This window comes from Fibrobacter sp. UWH6 (assembly GCF_900142465.1).
Lineage (GTDB): Bacteria > Fibrobacterota > Fibrobacteria > Fibrobacterales > Fibrobacteraceae > Fibrobacter.
This window is the reverse complement of record NZ_FRAX01000015.1, coordinates 1-25,999: the sequence shown is the minus strand read 5'-3', so window position 1 is coordinate 25,999 and position 25,999 is coordinate 1. Positions and strand designations below refer to the sequence as shown.

21 protein-coding genes are annotated in these 25,999 nt (G+C 48.2%); 5 read left to right on the top strand and 16 right to left on the bottom strand.

The window, feature by feature from the left end:
* Positions 1–86: 86 nt before the first annotated feature.
* Together BUB73_RS12305 and BUB73_RS12300 are read left to right on the top strand one after the other, a co-directional pair.
* Positions 87–1,226 (top strand): diguanylate cyclase domain-containing protein, encoded by a 1,140-nt coding sequence (locus BUB73_RS12305; RefSeq protein ID WP_083539766.1) that lies wholly within the window; start codon positions 87–89, stop codon positions 1,224–1,226.
* 68 nt (positions 1,227–1,294) lie between these two features.
* The gene (locus tag BUB73_RS12300; RefSeq protein WP_073159738.1) at positions 1,295–2,353 is read left to right on the top strand and encodes a GGDEF domain-containing protein; all 1,059 of its coding nucleotides are present in this window, start codon (positions 1,295–1,297) and stop codon (positions 2,351–2,353) included.
* A 26-nt stretch (positions 2,354–2,379) separates the two neighbouring features.
* Here BUB73_RS12300 and BUB73_RS12295 read toward each other — a convergent pair whose 3' ends face one another.
* The 13 genes from BUB73_RS12295 to BUB73_RS12235 form a co-directional block, all read right to left on the bottom strand.
* Positions 2,380–3,432 carry a tetratricopeptide repeat protein gene (locus BUB73_RS12295; RefSeq protein WP_254795026.1) on the bottom strand — a complete coding sequence of 351 codons (1,053 nt, stop codon included), beginning with the start codon at positions 3,430–3,432 and terminating at the stop codon, positions 2,380–2,382.
* Entirely contained in the window at positions 3,425–4,072 is a 648-nt protein-coding gene (locus tag BUB73_RS12290; protein WP_254795025.1) for an energy transducer TonB, read from the bottom strand. The genes BUB73_RS12295 and BUB73_RS12290 overlap by 8 nt, the downstream gene beginning before the upstream one ends.
* A gap of 142 nt (positions 4,073–4,214) precedes the next feature.
* Positions 4,215–4,619: an ExbD/TolR family protein gene (locus BUB73_RS12285; RefSeq protein ID WP_073159736.1), complete on the bottom strand. Its 405-nt coding sequence runs from the start codon at positions 4,617–4,619 to the stop codon at positions 4,215–4,217.
* Positions 4,620–4,672: 53 nt separating this feature from the next.
* Positions 4,673–5,311, bottom strand: a complete 639-nt coding sequence (locus BUB73_RS12280; RefSeq protein WP_170932316.1) for an FISUMP domain-containing protein — start codon at positions 5,309–5,311, stop codon at positions 4,673–4,675.
* An 11-nt stretch (positions 5,312–5,322) separates the two neighbouring features.
* On the bottom strand, positions 5,323–5,976 hold the full coding sequence (locus BUB73_RS12275; RefSeq protein WP_073286233.1) for a MotA/TolQ/ExbB proton channel family protein: 654 nt from the start codon (positions 5,974–5,976) through the stop codon (positions 5,323–5,325).
* A gap of 2 nt (positions 5,977–5,978) precedes the next feature.
* The gene (locus tag BUB73_RS12270; protein WP_083538195.1) at positions 5,979–7,514 is read right to left on the bottom strand and encodes a MotA/TolQ/ExbB proton channel family protein; all 1,536 of its coding nucleotides are present in this window, start codon (positions 7,512–7,514) and stop codon (positions 5,979–5,981) included.
* Complete coding sequence (locus BUB73_RS12265) at positions 7,514–8,365, bottom strand: DUF3450 family protein (RefSeq protein WP_073236128.1); 852 nt, start codon at positions 8,363–8,365, stop codon at positions 7,514–7,516. The genes BUB73_RS12270 and BUB73_RS12265 overlap by 1 nt, the downstream gene beginning before the upstream one ends.
* A gap of 42 nt (positions 8,366–8,407) precedes the next feature.
* A complete protein-coding gene (locus BUB73_RS12260) occupies positions 8,408–10,021 on the bottom strand; it encodes a hypothetical protein (protein WP_139259209.1) in 1,614 nt (537 codons plus the stop codon).
* Positions 10,022–10,064: 43 nt separating this feature from the next.
* Positions 10,065–12,521 (bottom strand): TonB-dependent receptor plug domain-containing protein, encoded by a 2,457-nt coding sequence (locus BUB73_RS12255; protein WP_254795029.1) that lies wholly within the window; start codon positions 12,519–12,521, stop codon positions 10,065–10,067.
* 144 nt (positions 12,522–12,665) lie between these two features.
* On the bottom strand, positions 12,666–13,883 hold the full coding sequence (locus tag BUB73_RS12250) for an HD-GYP domain-containing protein (protein ID WP_083538196.1): 1,218 nt from the start codon (positions 13,881–13,883) through the stop codon (positions 12,666–12,668).
* Positions 13,884–14,028: 145 nt separating this feature from the next.
* On the bottom strand, positions 14,029–16,326 hold the full coding sequence (locus tag BUB73_RS12245; RefSeq protein ID WP_073286224.1) for a caspase family protein: 2,298 nt from the start codon (positions 16,324–16,326) through the stop codon (positions 14,029–14,031).
* A 12-nt stretch (positions 16,327–16,338) separates the two neighbouring features.
* Complete coding sequence (locus BUB73_RS12240) at positions 16,339–17,124, bottom strand: hypothetical protein (protein WP_073236058.1); 786 nt, start codon at positions 17,122–17,124, stop codon at positions 16,339–16,341.
* Complete coding sequence (locus BUB73_RS12235) at positions 17,124–17,627, bottom strand: RNA polymerase sigma factor (protein ID WP_073159717.1); 504 nt, start codon at positions 17,625–17,627, stop codon at positions 17,124–17,126. The genes BUB73_RS12240 and BUB73_RS12235 overlap by 1 nt, the downstream gene beginning before the upstream one ends.
* A 200-nt stretch (positions 17,628–17,827) precedes the next feature.
* Here BUB73_RS12235 and BUB73_RS12230 point away from each other — a divergent pair, with 200 nt between their 5' ends.
* Complete coding sequence (locus tag BUB73_RS12230) at positions 17,828–19,483, top strand: putative bifunctional diguanylate cyclase/phosphodiesterase (RefSeq protein WP_073286222.1); 1,656 nt, start codon at positions 17,828–17,830, stop codon at positions 19,481–19,483.
* Positions 19,483–19,839: an Hpt domain-containing protein gene (locus tag BUB73_RS12225; RefSeq protein ID WP_073159713.1), complete on the top strand. Its 357-nt coding sequence runs from the start codon at positions 19,483–19,485 to the stop codon at positions 19,837–19,839. Before BUB73_RS12230 ends, BUB73_RS12225 begins: the two co-directional genes overlap by 1 nt.
* Positions 19,840–19,926: 87 nt before the next feature.
* On the opposite strand, the gene BUB73_RS12220 is transcribed toward BUB73_RS12225, so the two are convergent.
* Complete coding sequence (locus tag BUB73_RS12220) at positions 19,927–20,250, bottom strand: hypothetical protein (protein WP_073159711.1); 324 nt, start codon at positions 20,248–20,250, stop codon at positions 19,927–19,929.
* 45 nt (positions 20,251–20,295) lie between these two features.
* Positions 20,296–21,057 carry a hypothetical protein gene (locus BUB73_RS12215; protein WP_073286219.1) on the bottom strand — a complete coding sequence of 254 codons (762 nt, stop codon included), beginning with the start codon at positions 21,055–21,057 and terminating at the stop codon, positions 20,296–20,298.
* Between the two features lie 130 nt (positions 21,058–21,187).
* On the opposite strand from BUB73_RS12215, the gene uvrC reads away from it, so the two are divergent.
* Entirely contained in the window at positions 21,188–23,068 is a 1,881-nt protein-coding gene (gene uvrC, locus BUB73_RS12210) for an excinuclease ABC subunit UvrC (RefSeq protein WP_073286216.1), read from the top strand.
* Between the two features lie 5 nt (positions 23,069–23,073).
* Here uvrC and BUB73_RS12205 read toward each other — a convergent pair whose 3' ends face one another.
* Entirely contained in the window at positions 23,074–25,779 is a 2,706-nt protein-coding gene (locus BUB73_RS12205; protein ID WP_073286332.1) for a TIGR02171 family lipoprotein, read from the bottom strand.
* Between the last annotated feature and the right edge of the window lie 220 nt (positions 25,780–25,999).

Here is a 25,999-nt window from a genome sequence, read left to right as displayed (position 1 = left end):
TTTACATTTTTTTGCAAAAGTGCAACATTTAAACAATTTGATATTATATTTTTCTTACAACAGGACGGTTTTTTACGGAAAAAGGTTTGAATCTTACAGCAATCTATGTCGCCAATAGCTTCGGCATCATGCTTATCGGCATTCTGCTTATAAGCAATTGGAGCCGTCTGCGCGAAAAAAACATAGAAAGCTGTTGTCTGCTCCTAATGATGATTTCGGCATTCATGGGTTGCGTCATCGACCCCTTCGTTTTCGCATGCGATGGCCAGCCTGGAACATTAAACCGTTTTGTCGTACAGGCGGGCAATTCCCTGCTTTACGCAACCGACATGTTCGGCTCCTTCTTCTGGTTAATATTCCTGAAAAGCCATCTCAAAATCAAGCTCTCCCTGACCCACAAGTACATTCTCAATTGCGCCCTGATGCTGGGTATAGCCATTATCCTGGTTAACTTTTTCCTCCCGATTATTTTCGAAATATCGGATTCCAACACCTATATCCGTCGGGCAGGTTACTGGTTCTTCTGTGTCATTGACTATGGATTCATGATTGACAGCATCGTCCTTTACCTGATCTGCAGGCATCGCGGCGGTTACATGAAAAACTTCCCCATCATAGTCTACCTACTCCCCCTCCTGGCAGGTAATGTGGCTCAGTCCCTGATTTACGGCATTTCAACCATCTCTTCCTGTTTTACCATTTCTATTGCAGGCCTCATGGCCAGCCTCCAGCGCGAACGCATTTACAGGGATAAATTGACCGGCATCTATAACTTTGCCTACCTAGACGTACTCGAAGGGCAATATATAGGCAACACCCGCCATAACGTATCGGGAATCATGATCAACCTGAACGGGTTCAAGAAAATGAACAAGGAACTGGGACGATCGACCGCAAACAATGCCCTCAAGGACGCAGCCAAGATTATAGCCCATTCCATCGGTGAATTAGGAACAGTGGTCAGATATGCCAGCGATGAATTCATCGCCATCGTGAACACGCAAGACGAAATGGCCATCAACATGTGTATTGCCAGCATCAAGTCCGCTTTCAGCGAATTTAACAGGGATCCCAGAAACTCCTATAAAATGTCCGCCTGTTTCAGCAGCTGCAACATCAACCCGGAAAACGACATTTCCGCATTCCTTGATGAAATCAGCAAACGTATGCTAGAAGAAAAGGCTGACTTCTACAGTCAAGGTGAAAATAATCGCCGGCGAGCATAGTCCAACTTGGAACTTATTTATTTCTGCAAACCATCAAAAAAAAAGTTTGGTTATTTAGTTTTTCCTAGATGCGTTTACTGCCAATAGATATCGACCCCCAGGAATTTTATAAGTCCAAGTACTTGTTCTACCACAGGTTCACTTTTTGGGTTGCAATCATCGCATCCTTCTGCATGGTAACCTACTTCGTTTCGGACTGTCAGATTTTCGGATACACAGCCTGGGAAGTTCTGCCCATGCGCTTGTTCCCTCTGGTCATAGCAGCGGGACTCGCCATCCTTAGCCGAAAGACCACCAACTACAAGATTATGACCGTCGCCACCTACCTGACGGTCCTTTCGGTGTTGTGGTGTACAATCTGGGTCGTCTATTACCTTCCCGACAAGACTCATTTTGGTGAAGGTTCCGTCATCAACCAGTTCCTGTTTTTTGCAGTTGGATTTGCGGCCCCCTGGCACTATGTAGTCGCCGTCAGCGGGATTGTACTCGTTTCTATTCTGGGCACAGACTGCATTATCCACTACCCCAATTTTGACATCCTTATTTCCCTGAATCTCCCCTGCCTTATAGGAACGACGGTAGCCCACTTCTTTATGCAGAAACTCTACATCAAGCATTTCAGGGCTCAGAAGATGCTCGAGTACATTTCTATGTACGACCAGCTTACCGGAGCCAACAGCCGAAATGCCATCCAGAATCTGATCAAGGAAGAAAACAACCAGTTCATCGATGACTTGACAAGACCCCTATGCGTCGCCATGTTCGACATCGATTTTTTCAAGGCCGTCAATGATAACTACGGTCACGCCAAGGGCGACATCGTCCTAAAGGATTTTACCGCGATCGTAAAGAAGAACATGAGACAGGGCGATTATTTCATCCGATGGGGTGGCGAAGAATTTGTGCTGCTGATGCCCAACACCTCCATTAAACACGCCATGAGTCTCGTCGAGGGAATTCGCAAAAAAGTATCCCAGGCTAAAAGCAAGGTTTGCCCCATCACCATTTCGGCAGGGGTTTCCCGATACGACGGAATGGATTACAAGAAAGCCATTGACCAGGCGGACCAAGCCCTTTATAAAGCTAAGGCCGCCGGCAGGAACAACGTGGTTCTATTCGAAGAATAGAATTATTGGTTGAATTTTTGGTTGATTTATTGGCTGGACGTCAGATCCAGAATGTCAACCTGAATTGTGGCATCGTCAGGATAATACTTAAGAGCGAGATTCAGAATTCGAAGGGCTTCGTCATCCCGTTTCTGGGCGTGGGCGTCATAAGCCAGATTCTTGAAACCATAAACCGCTTCGGCGTTGCCATGTTTCGCTGCAATCTCATAAGCAGATTCTGCACGTTCCAGGAACTTGGCGTCATAAGCCAGGTTCCCGAGGAAGATGGCCGCATCCACAAAATCCGGCTTGATCTGCAAGACATTATTCAGAATATCCATGGCCACAAACTGCTTGTTGTCTTCAACAAGGACGTCGGCAAGCTTATACATGGTATTCACATCGTCGGGACGAATGGAAAGGGCTTCGCGGTAAGCGCCTGCGCTCTGCTCATAATTTTTCTGCAGGCGGAAAACATCACCCAGGTAAACCAGGAAGTCAATTTCTTCCGGGTGGGAAGTATAGCCTTCGCGAATCACGGCAACAGCGCGATCAAAATCGTCTACAGCAATGTTCGCTTCTGATAGCTGGTACACAATGCTAATGTCGGACTTGTCCAAGGCATAGGCTTTTTCTACTGCCTTCAAGGCGCCAATCTTATCGCCCGTCTTGCTGTAGGCTTCGCCAAGATAAAGCCAGCCGCTAATGTTATTAGGTTCCAGCTTTAACGCACGATGATAAGCGGCCACGCATTCTGGGAACTGCTTCAATCTAAAGTAAACGCTGGCCATATTAAACAGTGCCGGAGCGAAAGTTCCATTGGAATAGTCTACCGCCTTACGGTAGCTTGCTGCAGCCTCGGGATACTTTTCGGACTGATAATAGGAATTGGCAATATTGAAACTTACCGCAACGGGATCAGCCCCGCGGTCAGCCGCCTTGCGATACAATGTGATGGCCTGCTTAAAGCGGCCTTCACGATAAAGAGCATTGGCGCGATCCATAACATCCGATGCAGACTGTGCCGCAAATGCAGAAATCGCTAGAACAAATGCGAAAAGAATAATCAGGCCCTTCAAGGCTCGTTTAGTCCTAATCATGGAACTTCACCTCGAACGGTTGTTCCATTCCGCAGAAAGGCACCGCCTTACCATCTTTTTCTGCAGGTTCAAAAGTCATACGGCTCAAGGCATCCTTACCAGCCTGGCCAAGGCCAGATCCCGCCGGAGATTCCTCCACAATGCGGATATCATAGGCACGCCCGCTGGCATCGACGCAGAAAGTCAAACGCAGGCTGGCGTCAATTTCGCGATCACGAATCTGGGCGGGGACTTCAAACTGGGGCATAGATCTGCTATTAGGTTTCTTGTCGACATCGCCAGACTGATTGGCCATGGCGCCACCGCGAAAATCAGAGACCAGTTCCTCGCTAATGGCCGCACCGCCACCGCCTCCAGCAACCCCAAGATTCATGGCCATGCGGGGGCCCGCCTTGGGGGAACGGGAATTGGACTTCTGACGGTTAGGTTTGCGGGCAGGCTTTTTCTGTTCCTGTTTCTTCTGGACTTCTTCGGGTTTCTTTACGGCAACTTCTGTTTTTACGAATTTCTTCTGGGCATTCATCTTTCCAGAAATGAACAAGTTTGCGACCGTCACCGAAAACACCAGCAGAAGGCTGCTGAGTACTGCAACAATCAGCACAGAAAAACGTTTAACCAGTTTTAGAACAAACTTTATCATAAGGCGAAAGGCAAATATGAGTTACGAGATATGAGATATTTAGGGTCTCGTGCATTCATGGGATTCTGAAACAAGTTCAGAACGACTGTCCACACAGCTCACTTCTTTCGTATCTCGTAATTCATATCTCATAATTCATTGTTTAGTCCGCTTGTGCAGCGATTGACACTTTTTTCACTCCACTTAAATTACAGGCGTCGATTACTTGAACCAGCACCCCAGTTTCCGCACCTTTATCCGCAATAATCACGGCTTCACGATCAGGCGTCTTTGCAAGAGTCTGCTTTAGAATATCCTGCAGGCTGGCCAAATCCACCTGACGTTCGTTAATGTGGATTGTACCTTCGCGGGTAATGGCCACCAGGATGTTTTCCTTTTCCAGCTGCGAGGCACTCTGGGCTTCGGGCTTTGTCACATCCACGCCAGTTTCGCGAGTAAAGCTAGAAGTCACCACAAAGAAAATCAGCAAGATGAACACAATGTCCATCAAAGGGCCCATATCGATGCCCATATCCTTTTGCTTTCGGCGAGGTAAATTAAAATCCATTTTTTAACTCTTACTCTAAAGGTATGCTTTGTTTTTTTTGCGAACCCAAAATCCTACATCTTCACACAGCGAACCGCAAAGGCATCTGATTTTTCGGCACGGTTGATGCTGCTGGCATACTCCCCTTTTTTAAGGGTAAATACATCTTTCGCCTTTCCGTTCGTTTCGCTCCAGAAATAAGCCCGCGTTCCAACCTCAGAAAATTTGGAGACGTGCAAGTCGTAACGTCCCAGCGCCAAGGCAGAGAACCCAATTTCGTCAGAGCCCTGCTTTTCAAATTCGTGCCATAGACAGAATCCCGGATTTTTCTTGCAGGCCTTCTGCATGGCCGCAAAATCCTTAGCCTTGGGAATCCTCCAGCCTTCAGGGCACAAGGTCGACAATTCCTCGATGGTGTAATAACGGCCCACCTTGTCGCAGCCGCCATATTCCTGATTGCAGAAACTTTTTTCGGAAGCGAACCTCAGATTATCCTTCATCCAGACAGCGTCGCCAATTTTCACATAGCGGTACACCTGGTTATCGCGGGCATCTACGAAGGATTCCCCATTTACGATTTCCATGGAAATTTCAACCGCGGGTTCAGCCGTCACTTCGTTTTTTCCCGCCTTATACTCTTCAGCGGATTCCTTAGAAGAGCAGCTCATTGAAACGAGGCCCAGGGCGAGCAAAACAAAAAATTTGAATTTCATAATCAGCCTCATTATTCCCGACCAGAGGTCCAGTTTTCAATAATCGTAGCGCCAAGTTCTAACTGTTGAGTCAGGTATTCAATACGCTCGTCCAGGCGCTGTTTTAACAAGGTCAGCGGAAACGCAATGAGCAAACCGCTCTGTGTAGAAATTAGAGCTTCAGAAATACCGTCTGCCATAAGGACCGGATTCTGGTTTCCGTAAAGGGTAATAACTTCAAAGGTAGACACCATGCCGGTAACGGTTCCAAGCAAACCCAACAACGGAGCCGCAGCCGCCATCACCGAAACAATGTGAGTTCCCTGCTGCATATAGCGCACGGTCTTGATCATGCGCACTTGCATGTAGTCCTGATAATCTGCCGGAGTATCGATAGCCACCTTCAAGGCCAAATGAAGTTCACGGGCCACAATTCCGCCACGTTTCTTCAAATGCCTACGGGCGGTTAAACCGCGGCCGCTTACACTTTCATGCAAGTCCTTGCGAAGGCGATCCACAACCTTGTGGACATCCTTACGGAAGATATCTCGGCCAATGCGAATCCAGGTAGAATACAGAAAATAGAATCCGATGGCACCGCACAGCAGAATAGGGAGCATCACGACGCCGCCGGCGCCATAAGTGCTCTGCAAAGCTTCTATGAATATGTACCAACTGTTATTCAATTCTATGCCTTGGGGAAAATCTTATTCAACAAGGTCGTACTCTGCACATAAAGTTCGCTGGTCACCTTCTCGATTTTTTCACTGAGAAGGCCATGCAGAATCATCACGGGAATGGCAATAATCAAACCGGTTTCTGTCGTAACAAGGGCTTCAGAAATACCTCCAGCCAAAACGCGGGCATCATTAGTTCCCACTTCCGTAATCACGTTGAACAAGGTGATAATACCGGTCACAGTACCCAGCAAGCCCAACAGCGGGGCGATGGAACCCATGGCGGCAAGCAATCCCATTCTGCGTTCCAGTTTCGGCTGTTCACGAAGCAAGGCTTCCTGCAAGGCACGCTCCGCCGTTTCACGGGAATCCCTGGCGCGATTCACCACCGCAAACATAACCATGGAAAGGCTATTCATATGCTTCAGGCAATAATTGGCGGCATCATCATAACGCTTTTCATCAACCAGGGAATGCACCTTCTTCACAAAACGGCGACCGACGCGACCACGGACTGTGAGCATGATAAAACGTTCCAGGCACAGGAGCAAGGCGAAAGCGGCCACCAGCATCAAGGGGTACATCACAATGCCACCCTTCTTGAAGAAAGCCTGCAGTTCCTCTTTCCAGGTCAATTCCTTGGTATCGGTAATGGAATTCTTTACAGCCTTATTCTGGAGAACATCCAGCGGGACGCTGACCACGGCCGGAGCGGAACCGGCTTCGTTTACAGCACCACGAATACCTGCAGAAAGTTCCATGGGCAAGGTTGAATTCCATTCGAAAATCTTACCCTGCAGAGCACCGGAACGGAGCAGGGCCTGAACTTCGCCAAGACCATCGGCAGATCCGTCTGTAGCCACTTCGCCCAGAAACACCGTACCCAGACGCAGGCGGTTCACGTTAACATCGGGGCGGCTTCCCACCTGGGATTTTTCGTTACCGTAAGACTGAGTGTAGGTCAGTTCATGTCGACCCAGAACATCTTCCAGGTAGGCACGCATGGCGGCAAGCGTATTGGGATTCTTGGCATCCGCATCATTCTGGGCTTTCTTCAGGCGCAACAGACGATCGTTCATTCCCACCGGATAATCACCCGTCACTTCGCCCAGGGATTTTTCAACGGCCAGTTTCACCTGGGTATTAAAATTATCGTAAGCCCCTTCATCGGACTTTGCCTTTTCTTCCGCATCCGTAGTCAGATCCTTGCTGGCCTGAACTTCTTCGTTGACGCGGCCTAAATCCGTAGAAAGCTTGGAATAGCGGCCATCCAATTCTCGGGTTTCAGTTTGATGTTCTTCTGTCAGCTGAGTTTCATTATATCGCTTACGCCAATGTTCAGCTTCCAGTTTTTCAAGGGAATCGGCCTTCTGCAAACGAATGCGGGTAAGGGCATCCACTTCACGCTGCAAGTTCTTGAATTCCTCACGTTTCAGGGAATCCAAAATCAAGGCGCTATCGACGGCGGCAGACTTCTTGTCGCTGGACCAAGGCCAGGCAAAAGCAGAGGAAACGCACAACAAGGCAATCAGAATCAAGTTCTTCATTACTTGCCCTCCTTCACAATAGAGAGGCTTACGGGCAGCGTTACCATCTGAGGCGGCTTCTTGGCCTGTTTCACATCGATGGCAAACTTTACTGCGGCACGTTCTTCCAAATTCAGGTCTTCATTCCATTCGTATTCTACAGAAGCACAGCCCTTGCCCGCATCGCCGGCACACTTGCGAACCAGGGAACCGAAAACCGTTGCATTTTCATCGGCGTAGACCATCCACTGATTTCCGATACGCAAAATCTGTGCGTTGATCAGTTCACCATTTTTACGGGTCAGCGGAGAATTGATGATGGCCACTTCATCACCAAACTTGGTCTCTTCGGCAATGAGCGCCTTGAGGCGGGAGAAAGATTCTTCGGCAGAAGCGTTTCCACTTTCTATATCGCGGGTCAGGGACTTTACACGGTCCAGGCGAACGTCACGATTCCAAGGCAAAGTCTGCCCCACCTGAAATTCCAGCTGCTTGCTGAGGGAAGCCAACGTGGTCATGAGCGCCTTGCGCTTGGCGGCCACATTGTCGCTACGGTTCTTGGCACGAGCCTGCTTGTTGCGTTCATCATTCAGCTGAGCGGCAACAGCCTTGATCTTGGTATTCAAGGAATCGATTTCAGCCTTACGACGTTCCGAGTCCGACTTATAGCGATCCTGCAAAGTCTTATAGCGTTTTTCGTCTGCCTTCAGCATGGAATCCGTAGCGGAAATCTGCGAATTCAATTTTGCGATTTCGCTGTTAAGGGTTTCCTTCTGCAGTTGCAGATCCCGAATGTCGGAATCCACGTCGGCGAAGACGTTACCGGCAAACACCGCAACGAACATTAAAAAAGCCAGTGTTTTTATTTTCATATTCATACTCGTTCTCTTAAACACTTCAAATTACAAATTCTGTTACCGCTTGCACTGTGCATCCTTGGGGTGTTCCTTGCACCAATTGTCCACCACCCTTTTCAAAATCGGAGACTGGATTTCTTCAAGATAATAACGGCTAACCAAGGCGGTCCCGCACTGAGGATATTCAGAAATATTCCAGTCACGGTCAGAACACCATTCCCAAAGGGATTCCTTGCACTTATTTTTTTCCAGATTTATCTGGCACTGTTCAAGCAGACTATCGCAACTGGCCACACGGTTGCTTACAAAATCGCTGTTTGCGCAGAACATGAACAAAGCCTTATCATTGATGGAACCCTTCTGAGAAACAATCTTATCACGGTTTCCACGGCCCCACCACCATTCATCATCGTTCTTGGCAATTTCATCGATGTAGTCATTCCACGCCACCTTAAAATCATAAGTGTCAGACAATTCAATTCTGACCTTTTCGGCAACAGAAACACAATGGCTCTTGATTGCGAGGAGATTTACCTTTACACCATCATCCGTCTGCTCTTTCTCAACACAAACCGATTCCTCTATTAAGCGGCACCACTTCGTTTCAAACGGAACATGTTCCGCCATGCCACCTTCCTGCAGGCAATCCCAGCCACGCATATGCGTGTACGTCACATAATTTTCTGCAGACACTTCCATCAGCAAGGAATCCTTCAGCATGCCGCTAAACACGCCCGTTCCTCCGTTCACGTTGCTCTTGGGCACCACACGGGAATCACTGATGGCCTCCAGCACCGTATTCACATAATCCGAATAAGCCTGATCGGTAGCATAGAAATAAATGGTAGACTTGCCGACAGGAACAGTCATTCCGGGATACTCCATTGTGTCCAACGAATTTCGACCGGCCACCATCATACGGGTCATAAAGCCCATGCTAGCCGTACTTTCTTCAGGCTTCTTTGTTGAAACGCCGCCATAACCAGTGGAGTCGGGATCCAAGAACGAACCCAGCATATTGTTTATGGTGGTATTCATGGACTCTCCACCTTCCATCTTATCGTAGGACATGGTCATAAGAACACCACGGACACTTTCGTCATACTCCATGGGAATTTTATAGGTCTTCACATCATTGGGAAATCCCAGGAATTCAAAAGGCAAGTAGCTGTAATCATTTTTGACAAAGGCGGCATCATCCTTGACACTAGGCGGAATGACGCCCTTAGCATGAATCTTGGTAGGAATATTCGTTTCAGCCTTCATCTTGGAAGTCACCTTGTGGCCCGCGCTATCCCACTTGAAGGTTGCATTCATAGTGTAGGATTTGCCAGGAATACCTGCATAACCCACTTCATCCATACCAAAGCAATTAGGCTTTCCTTTGGATTCCAGAGATTGCAACTGGGCTACAGAATCCCCTTCTGCACGGCCAAAATTTCCTGACACCGTCACACTGGCACTATCATAGAAAGCGAAATTTTCCGCAGAGGTTTCGTCCAATTCATACACCTTGGAAAAGCAGACATAGGGCGATTCATCGGCTACGATATAGCCGAAAGTATAGATACCGCGGTACACTTCCGTCTCTTCCGGATAGTAAGTCCAAGGCCCCTGAAAATCACAGGCCGCGAGAATAGTAGATAGTAGGAAGTAAACAGTAGGAAGCAAAACACGAGTTAAGGCTTTTCTTGTCCGAGAAGCCTCACACCTATTAGAAGTAATACTCATAATTGATCATGATCGGCAAAAAGGGGAACTGAGAAATCGAGCTATACTCCGGCGGGTTCTTGTCGGTATCGTAGTAGGAATAGAACATGTTTTCGTGGTCCGTCAGATTGATAATGGTCCAGCTGAAGTTCCACTTGTTTTCACGTCCAATATCGATGGCCTTTACGTCAATACGGAAGTAGGGCGTCTGGCGGCCTGCATTGCGGGAACCAGGGATAACCTGGATATTATCGGTATACTTCTGATCTTCCATTTTCTGCTGGTAGAAATAGCCTAGATATTCACTGATAGGCATGCCTGCAGAATACTTCATGACCACAGAAGACCTAAAGTAACGTCCCTTAACCTTGTGAGGCTTTAATCCATCTTCACCCCTCCAGTTAATACCCGCATCCAGCTTTAAGGCATAGGGCTGGTGCCAACTGGGGAAATAGGGTTTAGTACCGTCATTGCTTTTAAGAACGCTGAGACTCTGGCTCCAGTTAATGCCACCGAAGATCGCACCCTTTTCACGACGGAGTGAAAGTTCGTAGCCCATGGAATAACCTTCGGCCGTTCCGAAATTATCCGCCATCAAAAAGTCCGCAGAAGCGGTTTCATCTGTTGAATCCTGAACCATCATGAAGGTGTTCAAGTTGTTCTGCGTCTTGAAATAGGCGCCTGCAATAAAATCAAGTTCATCTGCAATCTGGGCCTGTTTGTATTCCACCGCAAAGAGGTTGGATCGAGCGGGCTTCAAGTGCTTACCCTTGCTGGTAGTTACCGACGGGTAGTAGAATTCGTTAAGAGCTTCGCCGTCACCGAACATAATGGAGTTCATATACTGCAGGTAGTGTCCAGCATAAAATTCCAAAGTCTTCCGATCATCGATGTTCCACACCAGAGACAGGCGAGGTTCAATTCCAAAATCCTTGGACAGGTCCTGATAATTCAGACGCAACCCATAAGTAAACAGCCAGTCCTCATTCAGGCGCCAGGCATCCTGCCCATAAAGAACATGGTGCAAAGGCTTCTGGACATCTTCCACCCTCATACTGGAAATGTATTCATAGAACTTATCCCAGTCATATTCCAGTTCATAGCCAAAGGTTAGAACATGATTATCGATTCCGCGGAAATTGAGCCACTGCTTTGCCGCAAAGGTATAAAGGTCCTGACCGATATTAATCAAGTCCGTCAATTTCATTGTCTGGTAAAAACGGCTGTACGCCAAAGTGGCATTATAATCCCAATCGCCAAAGCGGTGGTAGAAATTAATGGGAACAGCCACATTACCCCAGTCCACATAAAGGGGATCAAATTCAAGAACGTCCTTGCCGGTGTAGAAGCTGAACTTCAATCGGGTATCCTGATCGAAATCATACATGAACGTTCCCTGCAAATCGGTAAACTCGTAATCGATGGCCAAATCCAGAATACCCAGGGCGCGGCACAAATCCAGCATATAGCCGATGTAAGTGGTACGGCCAGCGATCACCCAACGGGCATCACCCACATGGCCTTCGGTATGGAGCTGGGCGGCAAAAGTGCTAATCTTAAAGCTGCTACGGCTGAACCATTCCTCCGTAGTATCGCTACCTCCGGCGCGACCATCCATTTTCAAAACGGAACTCAGACGGTTGCCGTACTGGGCAGGGAATCCACTCTTGTAGAACTGCACACCGTCAATGGTTTCCACCAGGAAGGTACTGAACAATCCGAAGAAATGGGTTGGAGAATACACCACCGCGTTATCATACAGGAACAGGTTCTGGTCGGCGGCCCCACCGCGCACATAAATTTTCGTACTGAAGTCAGAACTGGCAACCACACCGGGCAACTGCTGGATACTGCGGATCACATCCGCTTCGCCTAGGCCGGGCATGCGCTTGATACTCTTGGCGCTAACAACGGACTCACCAGGTTTGCGCTTGGGGCGACGACGTAACTGCACCACCACCTTCTTCATTTCGGTCACCTTGCCGTTGCTTCCTGCAGCCAAAAGGGCATCCACATCTACATCTTTTTCCTGAGGATCGTTCTGTAGCGAGTCGTTTCGCGGTTCCACGGAATCTGCTGCTGCCACAGCAGTCTTGGAATCGTCACCATCAGCCGTACCAGTAGTTCCCTCATTAGCCTCGGCAACAGATTCCGTCAACCCGGCATCGCCAATGACTGAGCTAAAAACACTATCCTGGCCATGGTAGACCAACTCATAGCATTTTTCCTTTTCGGCGCCACTGGTGTCGGAATTGGTAACGCAAACATTCCACAGGGTATCTTCGGGAAGCATCACCTGGAAATTTTCACCCACGACCGTTTGCAGGGCTTCGCCAGTTTCAAGAATTTCCACATTCAGTTTTTCACCGGGAGCAAAGGAAGAATCCTGAACCATGCCGTAAAACAGAATCCCTTTCTGTGCAGCAAGAGACGCCCCCTCACCAGCGGCTTCCTGCGCCACTGCCAAGACAGGCAACAAAAACATTGCAAGGTATAAAAGAAGTTTTTTCAAATCGTCTCTCGCGCTTGTCTACCAATTTAGAAATTAGCAATTACTATTCTAAACCGTTAAACACCAGAAAGAACGATAAGTGTCACCTAATAATTAGGCAATTTCATCCATGGTCTGACGGATAGGATCCTTCATCCCCAAAAATACGTCAACAAGGATAGGCTCAAAATCCGTTCCGCGGCCCTTTTCAATAATGGAAAAACATTCATCAAGAGGGATTGCATCGCGGTAACAGCGTTTCTGCGAAACTGCATCGAATACGTCGGCAACAGCCATAATGCGAGCAGCCAGGGGAATATCCTGTCCCTTTCGGCCTTCCGGGTAACCGCGACCATTCCATTTTTCGTGATGGAACTGAGCCACGTCATAAACGATCTGCCTATACCCGGCATTACCAATATGGGAGAAGGTCTGACGAATAATTCGGCCACCCTGTTCCGCATGGGTTTTCATAATGGCATATTCCTCGTCGGTCAGCTTTCCCGGCTTCTGCAAAATATGATCGGGAATGGCAATTTTTCCAATATCGTGCATAGGAGCCGCATTCACCAAGTCGTGAATAAAGTCGTGGTTAATAATATCCTTGTACACACCACGACGGTGCAGTTCCTTCACCAGCAATTCCACATAACGGCTAGTGCGCTTGACATGACCACCCGTATTTTCGTCACGGTTTTCAACCAGGTTCGCAAAACCCATCACCATGTCCGTATTCAGTTCCTTGATTCTCGCCGTATCTGCAATCTGCCGATCCACCAGCTTTGTGGTACGGGCAGAAATAAAATAGATCAAGCTACCGATACTAAAAATGCAGAGGGTTCTAGGCAAAATGCTGAACAGCACCAGACGTTTAAAGACCAGGAAGTTCTGGTCGGGAACGCAACCCATATAGAAACCGGCAAATTGCCCCACAATGGAAACGCCCACCGTCAGGAACCAAATATGCAAAGTCAGCTTCCTAGAAAAGTAAAGGCAGGCCAGGGCGATAGGAAACGCATACACCACCACCGCATGGAACGAAAGGGTGGTTTCGATAACCAGCAAGAACAGGCTGGACAGAATCACATACAGATACTTTAAATTCGGGTTGGCATTATCCACAAAACGGTTAATGACTGTAGGAGCCAAAAGCAGCAGGGCACTCAAACCAAAGGCAGAAAGCATCACCTTCTGGTCGATAATGAATACCCTGCAAAGGTTCAGGATCAACACCAGAGAGAAAATGCAAAGAGTCATCCGAAGCACTCTAGCCACAATTCTATTAGCTTCGGCCTCGTTCTGACGTACTATAAAATCACTATGCTTAGCCATACCATACCTAAACTAAAACTAAATGATAGGCAGAATTTACATTTCTTCGCGTATGTTTTTTGTAAGAAAATAAAAAAGTCTCTCGAAAAGAGGGACTTTTTTGCATTTTTCACGTTTTTTGAGGATTTTTGAAGATTTTGAGGATTTAGAATCGCCCAAATGTTATACCGGCATACATTCCAGGCCAGAATTTCGCCTTATGACCGTGATAATTCCAGTCGTCATGCCACTTTCCCTTGGGTTCCACGAGGATTCTTTCGCCATAACCCTCCGTGGCCAGATTCAAAGTTGCGCCGGCGGAAAGTCCGATTCCCTGAATCAGCCTGGCGGTACCGCCAAGACGGATACGATGGTGGAAATTTCCCTTATAGTCCTCTTCCTCACGGTCTTCGCCGTACTTATCCGTAACATGGAGGAACATGTACTCCAGTTCAAGATGAGTACCGTACTGGCCGAACTGGGTTCCGAGACCGATGCCGTTCTCATAGACATCCTCGAATTCATCAAAACCTTTCTGAAGGGCTCGGGAGAATTCAAGTGCCGTAAACAGGTAGGCCGTACCAAAATGAACGGACATGGCGGGGGCATTCATCTCGTTGATGGATCCGGTAAAACTCCATACACCATTTCCAACGATATTGATAAGACCGATAGGAGTCTTTTCGGCGTGACCCACCACGTTGATGACACCCCACTGGCGGCCCGTCGCCTTACCGGCTACATTGATAACAGCAATCTGGGTATCGTCAACCTTCTTTGCCACGTTGATGGCGCCAACCTGAACATGGGCATCCCTAGCGACATTTATCGCACTCACCTGAACGTTAGTCGTTCCTACAATGTTGATGGCACCCACCTGGGTTGCACTTACGGTATCCCTGGCGATATTAATTGAGCTAACCTGAACTCGTGCGCTCCTTGCTACGTTAACGGCACCTACCTGAACCGCATTGGGACTTGTATTCGTTATGACATTCACAGGACCGATTTGCGGACCATCCATATGTCCCGCATAATTAAAGCCACCGGAAAGTTGCACCCCCTGGAAATTTTTCTTGCCGATATTGAATATCGGGGAAACCTGCATACCGTGCATATCATTTTTAGCCAGGTTTCCAATCAGGCTTGCCTGAGCGCCAATCATAATATCATCCGACTTCGACAGGAACACACCCATCATCAGGCCCTTACGAGGTTCGTGGGCTTTATCCGCCGCATTAAATGTTGTTCTAAATCTACTATTATGATCCAGGGAATCAAAGCGGGCTTCCATATTCTCATCAACAACAGAAGACTTGATTTCGCCACGAGCCACCGTCTTTTCGGCGGATACAGCCTTAAAGTCTCGAACGGTCACTTTCTGCTGTTTTCCATTGGTAAGTTCAACATTCGTTTCATTCAGGTCAGCATTCCTTTCTAGACGAACCGTGTACTTTCCTGCAGGAAGACCAAGGCTCATCGATCTACCGGACTTCTTATAAAGTTCAGCTACCAGTTCGTTCGAGGCGTCACGAATAAAAACTCGGCCTTCTATACCTTCATCCAAAATCATACCGGCACTAGTACTGCGCAGGTCCGTCATCACCACATCACCCGTACCCGTCAGATTCATGTCTCGACTGGGGTGCTGAGCTCCACCCATGGTGGTCTCCGTCTTCTGCAAAGTTTCGTTAAAGGCAAACTGGTAAGCCTCGGACAATGTCACCTTGCCATCGCCGCTCAAGTCTCCCGCACCGCGTAGACCGCTCACCAGGGAATGGGTAAAAAAGGAACCCCTCAACTTATCGCTTTCCTGGCTAGCTTCATCCTGGGTACTGCTGGTAATAAAGGCATAGCCCTTCATGTCGCTACTCTGGTCTACCATGAAGGCAGGAACAGCCACACCTCCCTTGGCTCGGGTAATGGCACCGGAACCACAGGCATCGATGACAGCAATCTTCACATCGGCATTCAGGGCATCTACACGTTTGCGGAATTCCTGCCAGCTGTAAGTTTCTTCACCTAGATGCAGTCCCTTTTCGTCGGCATGGCCACTGTAATAGACAAGCACTTCCTCACGGCCGCTTTTCCCCTTGCCCTTCGCCAGGATTTTGTCAACATTGTCAAAGTGGGCATTCAAAAAAGCCACACTAGGTTCCTGGATCAGGTAGACATTCTTCTGACTGACTCCACCCATATCCTTAAGCACCGCCGCGAAAGATTTGGCATCGGATTCCGCATAGCGAAGAACAGGTCGTCCCTTACCGCCATTGTTGGCGCTAATGGCAATCACATAGCGATCGATGGTCGTCGAAGGCAACCCCGGAGCAACTGCGGCAGCAGCATGAATGCGACCCACCATAAGGAACAACATGGCAAAGGAAAGCAGGCAAAGACCAATCATACTTTTCCATGGTCCCGCACCAACCACACTATCAAAAACCTTAATCAACACCTTTTTCATTTTCAACCCCCGCTACTTTTCCAATTTGCTTACCGTAAATTCAACAACCTTAATGCCTTCCTGCTTCAAGGATGCATCAATATCATTTCCATCAATGGCAAACGTATTCCTGGACGTCATCAAAAAGAACTTTTCAAAATGAGGAGCGTCATCTAGTTTATACGCAAAAGGCAAAGTCACCATTTTACCCGGTTCCAGAGCGATGGATCCAGATCCATTACCCAAGTGCACCGTCAAGACGCCGTTACCGTCCATGCTAAAGAGAATGCCGTAACACTTCTCAGGGACCGAGTAGCGGAGTTGCAATTCATCGCCTTCGCTAGCGGCACCCAGATTTTCCATCTGGACAGCGGTTTCACCATTTTTCTTCCAGACTTCCATCCGAGCTTCCAGCCCCTTGATGCGGGTTCCATCATCAACCGAAACCATAGCGACTTCAGAAGTTGAACCGTCAACACCCTTCACGCCAAGATTCCTTTCGCCACCCGATACAAAAACTGCAGCAAAAATGCCCAGGGCGATAACCATGACGGCGGCAACCTTCAAAAACAGACTGGGAGCCACCATGCGAGAATCACCGGACATTCCCCTATCGATTTCATCAAGTCGGGGTGACAAATTGCTAAAGGGATTGTCCGCCAAAATTTTGGCATTTTCGTCACGCATTGCCTGCAGACGAGCACGGAAAATTTCATCAGTCGCTTCACGACGACGCAGTTCCTGCATTTCATCAGAAGGCAGGTCCCCTGTCAAATACTGTTCCAATTTCAAATCGGATACATTCATTTTCGTTTTCATTATTTGACCTCCAAATTCTTAACCTTGGATTGCAGTGTGCGTAAACGTTTACGAACTCCGCTTACAGAAAGTCCAACAGCTTCGGCCGTCTCTTCCAGAGTCATTCCATCCACAAAGTGAAGTACGGCCATGGTACGGGTAGACTCGGGCTCCTTCGAAAAAATCTTTTTCAGGACACTGCCGGCTTCGTAGGCATCCACCTCATCGTCTAAAGACGCCAACTGCAGAAGCAAGTCTTCACTGCAGGTATTTACGCCACGGCGGGCCTTATCACGGATCCGATTCAGGCATAACCTGGTTGCCGTATTCCACAGCAGACTAGATGGAGAGGACAAATCCAGCGAGTCACGACGTTCGTAAATCCGCAAAAATACGTTCTGCATCATGTCACTAGCCTCCGCATCATCTTTCAACAAGGCGACGCATCGGCGAAACACCATTGGCCCATAGCTTTCATAAAGCCTGGAAAAAGCCATCTTGCTTGCGATTTCTTGCCTATTCATACCCGTGTAACACTACTGGAGATCAAAAATGTCACCCAAATTTAGAAGTTTTGCCCCTCTATACACGAAAACAATGTGATAATCCTCATTTTGTTATTTTTTTCTCACAAAACTTGTTTTTTTTGGTTAGATTTATTGAGAGCGAAGGGAGCCAAGCCCCCCTGACCAGCCCGTATCTAAATTTTTTACATGAGTACGAAATGGTAAAAAATGAAATTTTGATTGTCGATGACTCCGAAATCAACCGCGAGATGTTGCGGCTGATTCTTGAAGACGAGTACGACATCGTAGAGGCAAGCAACGGCCAAGAAGCCATTGATATAATCGAAAAGGGCGACCACGTATTTCGCTTGGTACTTCTGGATTTGGTCATGCCCGTCCTAAACGGATACGAAACCTTACAGGAATTCAACAAGAGGGGGTGGCAACACAAGCTCCCCGTCATCATCATTTCCGGCGACTCCACCGACGAAGCCCTGTCTAGAGCATACGATCTAGGCGCCGCAGACTTTTTTGCCAAGCCTTACAACCCGCAGATCGTTCTGCGCCGTGTAATGAACGTAATCGCCAGCCGCGAATACTCCTATAGAGATTTACTTACCGGAGCCTATAACCGATCTGGCTTCCTCCAGATGGCCAACAATTTCTTGCAAAAGTGCGAAGACCGTACCAAGTACGCCGTCATGTTCTTTGACGTTAAGAATTTCAAGGCCATTAACTCTGTCCTCGGAACAGAAGGCGGAGACGCAGTCTTAAAGCAGACCTACAGAGGAATGTCGGGCGCCGGCCTGGAACCCATTTTCGTTTCTCGATTCGAGGCAGACCACTTCGTGTGCCTAGTCGAGGCCGACAAGATCAACATCGATGCGATGATGCACGAGAACAACCAGGTTCTGGATTGGACCGGACGCAGCATGCAGTTCCGTTTCCGTACCGGCATCAGCTATATCGACAGCGATGGAGACGTCATCAACTTTGTGGACCGCGCCAAGCTGTCCCTTAGCTACATCGAAGACGAATATCTTAAGCCTTACGCCATCTTCGACGACAAGATGGCCAACAACTATATCAACGCCGCTTCCGTGACTTCAGAATTCGACACCAGTATGGCCAACGAAGAATTCAAGGTCTATTACCAGCCGATCATGGAAGCCGCTACCGGAAAGATCGCTTCTGCAGAAGCCCTTATTCGCTGGATTCACCCCGTTCGCGGTTTCGTACGCCCCGACCTGTTCATCCCAGTCCTCGAAAAAGACGGCTTCATCTCTAAGCTAGACCTGTTCGTAGACCGCAAGGTAAACCAGGTTATGCGACGCTGGCATGATCAGGGACTTCCGACCGTGCCCGTTTCCGTGAACCTTTCCTGGATGGACTTCTATGACCAGGACATGATCCAGAATATTCTTGACCATGTGGCACAGCGCGTCACAGCACCTGGTTCCGTACGTTACGAAATTACCGAATCCTCTTTCGCCGCCCTCAAGGAAAATCGCGGAGACGTTTTGAGCGCCCTGCGTGAACAGGGGGCATGGCTCCTGATGGATGACTTCGGCAGCGGTTATTCCTCCCTGGGCATGTTGATGCACTACAAGTTCGATATCCTGAAAATCGACATGAGCTTCGTGCGCCAGCTGGAAAACAATCCCGATGTCAAGCACATCGTCAAGATGATTATCGACATGTGCCATCTTCTTGGAATGAAAGTTGTGGCCGAAGGCGCCGAAACAGAAACCCAGGTCAACATACTCCGCGAGGATAACTGCGACTACATCCAGGGTTACTATTTCAGCAAGCCCCTCCCCGAAGAAGACTTTAAGCAGTTCCTTGCCAAGTGCAAGGCCGAAGGAAAGATATAATGACACTCCAGGAATTGTACGCAAAGATCAACGGCAACTACGCCGAAGCCCAGAACCGACTGATGAAGGAATCCTTCATCGAAAAGTTCGCCTTGATGTATCTGAAAGACGACAGCTTTGTTTCCTTGCAGAACGCCATCAGCGCAGGGTCTATTCCCGACTGCTTCCGTGCCGCACACACTCTGAAAGGTGTTGCAGCCAATCTGGCCTTTACAGAATTGCAGCAGGCAGCCTCTGAACTGACAGAGCAGCTCCGTCCCCAGACGGCTCCCGCCGACGCCGCCATGGTAGAAGTCCTCAAGGTGGCCCACGAAAAGGTTGTAGCCGCATTGAACGAATACAACGCCAGCAAGTAGGCTTTGCAAACGAGCAAGGCGAAAGAACAGTTTAAAAAAACGGGATCCTGATTTTTATCAGGACCCCTTTTTTAATCTTTAATGGGATTAAAGTTCTTCATTTCTGTTAGACCGTTCCATACCTTCGTCAAGCAGAAGGTTCAGGTTCTTGAGATCCTTTTCCATCTGCTCGTAGTAGGCCTTGGCACGGCGAAGCTGCTTTCGCAACTCAAAGATTTCAGACGTCAGTTCCACAGACAGCAAGGCTAGACGCTTGCGGTTATCCATCTGGAACTTTGCCGAACGTTCAAAGCGCTGATCGATAAAATCACCGATCTCCTTAAGTTCCGCATCAGGCAAATCCGTACGGATCTGGATATGTTCCTGAGCAACGGAAACGCTAACTGATCTAAGAGGTGCGATTTCTGCCATTTTACTTCATCCCCACGCCGAATGGATCTTCATCCATCAGCCAGTTTAGTCGAAAAAACTTGTCTGCGAGCCCTCCCCGCTCGCACGACTCTTGGATTCTTCCTTTTCTTCTGCGCCATGAACTTCGATGGTGGGCAGATCCTCTTGAGCAGGAGCCTGTTCCACCTCGTCGGCAACTTCTTCAACAGCTTCTTCAACGGCTTCGACAGATTCTTCCGCTTCCTGAACGTCGTCAGTTTCTACAGAAGGTTCCTCGATGCTCAAGTCGGTGCCCAGTTCGTTTTCGATGGTGGCCACCAGCTGATTGAACTTTTCCTGGGCGTCAGCGATTTCGTCGGACTGAGCCTGGAGCTGATCCATGAGTTTAGCAATGATGGCGTCCTTTTCTTCCACCTTTGCATTCAGGGCGTTCAGCAATTCAATCTTTTCGTTGATAATGCCATTCAGAGCCGCAATGTCGCGATCCTTTTCGGCAGCAAGATTCTTGAGGTTGGCAATGCTCACCAGCTTTTCGTTCAGAGCCTGTTCCTGTGCATTCACCTGATTGACGCGAGCGTCCAGGGCAGCCTTGGCGTCTGTAAGACTTGCACCCACAGCGGTCAGCTTGGCATTGGTATCGCTAAGGTTAGACTTCAGGGACGCAATGTTGGCGTTTGCGGTATCCAGCAAAATGCTCTTGTCCTGCAGCTGTGCCTTGGCATTTTCCAGTTCCTTACGAACCTTGGCGTTTTCCTGTTTGAGGGTGCGCACAGTCCCCAGGACACCTTCGACCTTCTGGGAAAGCGCATTCATATTTTCAAAATTCATCTTCGCTCCATAAGTTGAAATTCTTTGAAACTTTTCCTATCATAAGATAACTAAATTTTCATTGGAACTTCTAGAAGTTACCGCTGATTTTTATAAAAAATGTACTTGAAAATTTCGGGGAAAAACCTTCATGATTTCGGTTAGTGAACACATCCAGCGCAGACTGAACGAACTGCCCGATCGACCGGGTGTGTACATCATGAAGAATGCCTCCGGTAAGATCATCTACATCGGAAAGGCCAAGGTTTTAAAGAACCGCGTGCGAAGCTACTTCGACGGTAGCGACCATCAGGGCCACCGTGCCGCCACCCTGATGCTCCCCTACATTCGCGACATCGAATGGATCATTACCGAGACCGAAGAAGAAGCACTGATCCTAGAAGCAAATCTTGTTCGTAAACACACGCCCAAGTACAACGTCTTGCTGAAAGATGACAAGCATTTCCCATACTTGGCATTCAGTGTGCGCGAGCCATTCCCCAGGCTGTTCCTGACCCGATCCGTCAGGAAGGACTCCAATCAGTATTACGGACCCTATATGAGTTCCCGCTATGTGGACAAGCTGAAGGATATTTGCGCCAGGCTGTTCAAGATCCGCGAATGCAATATGGAACTGCCGGCACGAACGCCTCAACGCCCCTGCCTGAATTACCATATCGGAAGGTGCAAGGCCCCCTGCGCAGGACTCGTCAGCCGCGAAGATTACTACAAGGACGTCATGCAGGCAAGACTCCTGCTAGAAGGCAAGCGGGATGACCTGCAGGAAATCTGGACTCGTGAGATGAACGAGGCTGCCGCCAACCTGGACTTTGAAATGGCAGCCAAAAAAAGGGACGCCATTCAAGCCCTTCAGTCCACAGGTATCCACGCCAAGACCGACACTTCCGACCCGAACCTTTCCCTGGATATTCTGACGCTGCGCCGCAACGGAAGCCTAGCCGCCGCAGTCATCCTGGAGTACCGTGCAGGCGTTCTTACAGGCAGACGCCACTATCGGCTGAAATGCGAACTTGAAGATGACGAATCCGAAATTTTCCGTCAGATGATTCTCACCTGGTACGCCGAAGCGGAATTCATTCCCGGAGAAATCGCCACAGACATCGCCCTCCCCGAAGATGCGGCTCTTTTGCAAGACGCCCTGACGCAGCAAGCAAAACACAAGGTCTATTTCAACAACCCACAGCGAGGTGAAAAACTGGGCTTCCTGAAATTGGCAGGTGCCAACGCCGACATGATCCTCGTAGAAATGCGGGCCGAAGTACAGAAGTACAGTGAAATCGACCAGAGCGTCTTCGAACTGCAAAAAGTTCTAGGTCTCAAGAAGACTCCTTTCAGAATCGAGTGCGTAGACATTTCTCACTTGAGCGGCACCAACACGGTGGCAAGTCTCGTGGCCTTCAAGAACGGGAAACCAGACAAGTCCAACTACCGCAAGTTCATCATCAAGACCGTAGAGGGTGTAGACGATTTCGCCAGCATGCGTGAAGTCATGACCCGACGTATCCGCCGTCTCGAAGATGAAGGCACACCCATGCCCGACCTGTGGGTATGCGATGGCGGTAAAGGTCAGGTGGACGCCACCATGCAAATTCTGAAGGAGCTGGGACACGATCAGGATTTACCGCTAATCGGTCTCGCCAAACGTCTCGAAGAAATCGTATTCCCCGATGACCGAAAGAGCATCGTGCTGCACAGAACTAGCCCCGCCCTAAAACTCCTGCAGAACGCCCGTGACGAAGCCCACCGTTTCGCCATCACCTACCAGCGCAGCAAACGCAAGAAGGATCTGGAAGTGGAATGGCTAAAGCAGCCTGGCGTCGGCCATGAAACCCGCATCAAGATTCTAAGCAAATACAAGAGTGCAGAAGCCTTTATGGCCGCTCCGCTCGAAGATATAGAAATCCTGTTGGGAAAAGTCCGCGGAAACAAACTCCGCGAACAGATTGCTCAATATTGCGCCGACTTTATTACACCTGACTTTGATAAGGATCCAGAACAGGATCAATCTTAAAGGGACTACTCCAGAGTCTTGAGAAGAGAGTCCAGTCGTGCCGTCAGCTGCTTGGATCCATAGATATTCAGGTGGTCATAATCATACGCCATGGAAGACGGGTAATCATGATCCCCCATCTTATTTTCATCAAACAGGACAAAATACTTTTCAAGTTCATCCAGTTCTTTTAAACGTTTGATGAAATTTTTTGCCGTGCTGCGAAGCATACCATGACGACCATACTGGTCTGTTTTCTTATAGTAGGGGCTGATGGGGAAAACAACACCTATTACATACACTCCATTTTTTTTTGCCATTTTCAAAATATTCAAAAGTTCCTGGTAGTTTCCTTCTGGATTCGGGCTATCCTTATCCCACCCTTGTTCCAGAATTTCAGCAGTACCATCTTCGCCATACCAGCCATTCTGAACATCAGTTGCCGCCTGCCCTCTGTAATAATCAAAGGTCGTCATAATATCTTCATTTTCCACCATGCTTTTCTGGGAAACATCCACAAAACCCTTGAGCAAACCATCCTTCCAGAAGTCATGATTGATATCGTACTTGTACCCCAGAGCTGAGCCCTGGTTTTCTAGAATAGCAACCCCATCTCTATCCCTCCACAAATCAAAATCAATACCTACAACAAGGAACTTAATATTACGGCAATGGTTCAGCACATAATTTTCAATTAGATAACGACTGCAATACATATCGCAAGGAATGACAGCCATATTCAAGGCATTTCTCAAAAGACTGGAAGAGAATCCCGCATTCATGTGGGAATTGCCCAAGCCCACAATTTCAAGGGAGTCCTTGTAATTCCAGAACAGCCTTAACTTGTACGAAAGATAGTGGGTAGCCTGATCTTCGCTATAATAAGCGGCCGCACTATCCAAGCTGAGTTTCTGATCCAGTTCTGCATCCAGTTTTTCAGTCCATAGGGAAGGGTGCCATAATTCTACACCTTCAACCAGTTCAGTCACGCTGGAATCTTTTGTATTCACGGCAACAACCTTGGAATGGGCGCCATCCCCGTTAGTCAAAGTTGCAGCGATCAAATTTGACGAGGCCCATTCGGTATGGTCAAATGCATAACCCGAAGGAGCGCCAATAGAATTCACCAGTTCACCGGTACTATCCGCAATCAGGATCCGTTCGTGAACGCCATATTTTTCGCCCACAAAATTCTTGTCGGTCTTGTCCCCAAAATCAAGGAACAGGGTCTGCCCATTTCCGGATTTCGACAAAGATACATTGCAGGCCTGTTTCGAATCAAACCAGACGGTATCAACATCTTTCTTGTGAGCTCGCAAAAGTTTCGATCCAGAAACGGCAAAATTTCCCTGGACGCCACCATGATAGGATCCGTCAAACAGTTTTTTAGGCTTGCCAAATTTTCCACCAGAAAAAGGAACACGCCATGTTGACTTTTTCATAAAGGTAGATTCATCGCTATTATCGCCGGCATCCGAAACGTACACGATAACGGTATCTCCGCTTTCAAGAACATTCCACCTAGGTATGGCCGCCGATTCAACATCCAGTCTTATCGCAGGCTCGCCGCTTGCATTCAGCTTGCGAACATAGACAGAGGATTTTCCAGAAACACCTTCAAGCCCCGTGCAGAACGCCACCCACTTTCCATCTGGCGAAATTTCCGGATGGTAGGAATCAATGGAATCTTTTATTTCAACAACAGAAAGGAACGCATTCGAGTAATCCACATAGGCCAGGCTCCCGCGGCTGTCATCTCGAAAAACCAACTTGGCCCGATACGCCCCCGAAAGTTTTCGAACTGTCGCAGAACTGGCTAGAGGAGCCACAAAGCTATTCTGAGCCAATCCTGTTTCAGACAACCACACCGCATTGGGAATTGCACCGAACGCAAGACGGAAACCCACATAGGACGCCCGGGTCGTCGAAGTCACGACATACACATCCCCGCGGCTGTAGCGGTTAACAAAGGAGGACTCGTTGCGAAAACTTCCGCCCTTCAGAACACGTTCCCCAAGACTCCCCCCATTGGGAGCCCCCACATAATTTGAGATAGTGGTATCCCTGAACAGGCCCAACCAGTCGTTCACCCATTCGGACACGTTACCCTCCATATCGCAGACCATGGATTTTTTCCTGGAGCATACTTTTTTAGGAGAATCAACGTCATCATCTGCAGTCCAACTGTTACGGACATTCCAATCCATGTTCGCGGCAAAAATCCATTCCGCTTCGGTAGGCAATCGGTAGGCATTCACTTCCGGATGAAAAATCAAACCTTCTATACCATTGCAATGACCTTCGCCGTCATAGGAGGCCTTGACATAGGTGTATGCCGTATCCAGCTTTTCGTTCTTGCTCTTGGCATTGGCATAAAGAACCGCATCATAATAATTGACATTGGAAACAGGCAGACTATCCTTTTGGCAATTTACCGACTTGTCAAAGGATTTGTATTCGCCGCAAGTGACCTCATGATCTTGGATGGAGTAATCATAATCAAAGGTGACCGTCATTTTCGGACGTTCATTAGCCTTGGCCGTACCGACATCAGTTCCAAGAACAGTTGATTTCCCTGAAGAAAGAACCCTTACAAAACCAGGGCGTTCAGAATCCTCTTCCCCCAACGGGCTAGAACTTCCACCGTCATCGCACCCCAACAGAAGCGAAACAGAGAAAAGCACCTGAAAAACAGGGAAAAACGCAAATTTTGAAAACCTAAATTCTGCCATATCCACAAAAATAAGTTTTTCAGCCACTCCAGATAATCATATTCTACAATGGGTCCTCCAAATAAGAAAAAATTAGGCTCTTCATCAACATGTGTGGGTGGCTTCGCCACCCTTTTTTGTTGACATTCGCCTAAATTAAACAAAAAATGGGCTATTTTCTAAAATTTAATCGCCAAAAAAAACAGAAGAAAAAGCCCATGTCAAAATTATACAAATCCAT

What these genes read in the sequence shown, in the direction of transcription:
- BUB73_RS12300 (WP_073159738.1), top strand. Translation starts at nt 1,295, where the DNA reads ATGCGTTTACTGCCAATAGATATCGACCCCCAGGAATTTTATAAGTCC.
- BUB73_RS12295 (WP_254795026.1), bottom strand. Translation starts at nt 3,432, where the DNA reads ATGATTAGGACTAAACGAGCCTTGAAGGGCCTGATTATTCTTTTCGCA.
- BUB73_RS12290 (WP_254795025.1), bottom strand. Translation starts at nt 4,072, where the DNA reads ATGATAAAGTTTGTTCTAAAACTGGTTAAACGTTTTTCTGTGCTGATT.
- BUB73_RS12285 (WP_073159736.1), bottom strand. Translation starts at nt 4,619, where the DNA reads ATGGATTTTAATTTACCTCGCCGAAAGCAAAAGGATATGGGCATCGAT.
- BUB73_RS12280 (WP_170932316.1), bottom strand. Translation starts at nt 5,311, where the DNA reads ATGAAATTCAAATTTTTTGTTTTGCTCGCCCTGGGCCTCGTTTCAATG.
- BUB73_RS12270 (WP_083538195.1), bottom strand. Translation starts at nt 7,514, where the DNA reads ATGAAGAACTTGATTCTGATTGCCTTGTTGTGCGTTTCCTCTGCTTTT.
- BUB73_RS12265 (WP_073236128.1), bottom strand. Translation starts at nt 8,365, where the DNA reads ATGAAAATAAAAACACTGGCTTTTTTAATGTTCGTTGCGGTGTTTGCC.
- BUB73_RS12250 (WP_083538196.1), bottom strand. Translation starts at nt 13,883, where the DNA reads ATGGCTAAGCATAGTGATTTTATAGTACGTCAGAACGAGGCCGAAGCT.
- BUB73_RS12245 (WP_073286224.1), bottom strand. Translation starts at nt 16,326, where the DNA reads ATGAAAAAGGTGTTGATTAAGGTTTTTGATAGTGTGGTTGGTGCGGGA.
- BUB73_RS12240 (WP_073236058.1), bottom strand. Translation starts at nt 17,124, where the DNA reads ATGAAAACGAAAATGAATGTATCCGATTTGAAATTGGAACAGTATTTG.
- BUB73_RS12235 (WP_073159717.1), bottom strand. Translation starts at nt 17,627, where the DNA reads ATGAATAGGCAAGAAATCGCAAGCAAGATGGCTTTTTCCAGGCTTTAT.
- BUB73_RS12230 (WP_073286222.1), top strand. Translation starts at nt 17,828, where the DNA reads ATGGTAAAAAATGAAATTTTGATTGTCGATGACTCCGAAATCAACCGC.
- BUB73_RS12225 (WP_073159713.1), top strand. Translation starts at nt 19,483, where the DNA reads ATGACACTCCAGGAATTGTACGCAAAGATCAACGGCAACTACGCCGAA.
- BUB73_RS12220 (WP_073159711.1), bottom strand. Translation starts at nt 20,250, where the DNA reads ATGGCAGAAATCGCACCTCTTAGATCAGTTAGCGTTTCCGTTGCTCAG.
- BUB73_RS12215 (WP_073286219.1), bottom strand. Translation starts at nt 21,057, where the DNA reads ATGAATTTTGAAAATATGAATGCGCTTTCCCAGAAGGTCGAAGGTGTC.
- uvrC (WP_073286216.1), top strand. Translation starts at nt 21,188, where the DNA reads ATGATTTCGGTTAGTGAACACATCCAGCGCAGACTGAACGAACTGCCC.
- BUB73_RS12205 (WP_073286332.1), bottom strand. Translation starts at nt 25,779, where the DNA reads ATGGCAGAATTTAGGTTTTCAAAATTTGCGTTTTTCCCTGTTTTTCAG.